The organism is Vibrio sp. 1159 (genome assembly GCF_033340395.1).
GTDB lineage: Bacteria > Pseudomonadota > Gammaproteobacteria > Enterobacterales > Vibrionaceae > Vibrio > Vibrio alginolyticus.
Genome location: NZ_JAWOWL010000164.1, coordinates 1 through 1,116, shown reverse-complemented (window position 1 = coordinate 1,116; position 1,116 = coordinate 1). Strand labels below are relative to the sequence as shown.

Genomic DNA, 1,116 nt, shown 5'->3' with positions numbered 1-1,116 from the left:
GTGATCGATTGGGCCTTCCAACGTAAAGTTGTATGAACCATCGGTGTTCACCACCAACGTAAATACAGGGTTGCCGTCAGCGGTCGCAGTGTAAGTGAAGCTGCCATCTGCATTCGCTGTTTCAACCAAATCAACAACTTCGCCGTGCGACGTTAATCCTGCTACAGGGTTCGTCGATCCGTCGAGTTGATAGCTCACCACTCGATCAGAGCCTTCTGTTGTGGTGAATTTACCATCAATAGAAACGACACCATCTTGAGCAGAACCAACGCCCGATAAATCGTCTTCATCAACCATAATGGCATCGACGTTTGTGATGGTCGGTTGGTCATCGACGATGGTCACTGGGATCACCGCGGAGCTGGTGTCACCATCAAAATCGGTCGCAATAATCGGGAAGTTCAGCGTTAAATCGTCACTACCATTGACATGGTCGATTGGGCCTTCTAGCGTAAAGTTATAAGAACCATCTACGTTAACAATCAAGGTAAAGACAGCGTTACCACCTGCGGAGGCTTGATAAGTAAAACTGCCGTCTGGGTTGGCCGTTTCAGTCATCGTTACCGCGACGCCTTGAGACGTCAGCCCTGCGACAGGGTCGGCAGAAACATCCAATTGATAACTAACGACACCATCAGAACCTTGCGTTGTTGCAAATTGGCCGTTGATGGAAAGTGCATCATTTTGGTCTGAGCCAATCCCCGTCAAGTCATCTTCATCAACTTGGATTGCATCCACATTCGTGATGACTGGTTTATCGTCTACGATAGTCACTGGGATGGTGGCAGAAGTTGTATCGCCATCAAAGTCAGTCGCAATAATTGGGAAGTTCAGCGTTAGCTCGTCGCTATTAATAGCGTGATCGGTTGGGCCTTCCAGCGTGAAGTTATAACTGCCATCCGTTTTCACTACCAACGTAAACACAGGGTTGCCATCTGCGGCCGCAACGTAGCTGAAGCTGCCATCAGGATTTGCAGTCTCTATCAACGTCACTGGATTGCCTTGTGAGGTGAGCCCTGCAACCACATCTACAGAGGTATCTAACTGGTAACTAACCACGCGGTCAGAACCTTGCGTTGTCGTGAACTGACCATCAATCGTAAGTGAATCATTTTG

Annotated in this window: 1 protein-coding gene; it reads right to left on the bottom strand. The window is 48.6% G+C overall.

Going from position 1 to position 1,116, the window contains the following annotated elements; translation table 11 throughout:
* The coding region (locus tag R7127_RS26735; protein ID WP_318148739.1) for a VCBS domain-containing protein at nucleotides 1-1,116 on the bottom strand (1,116 nt) is incomplete at both ends.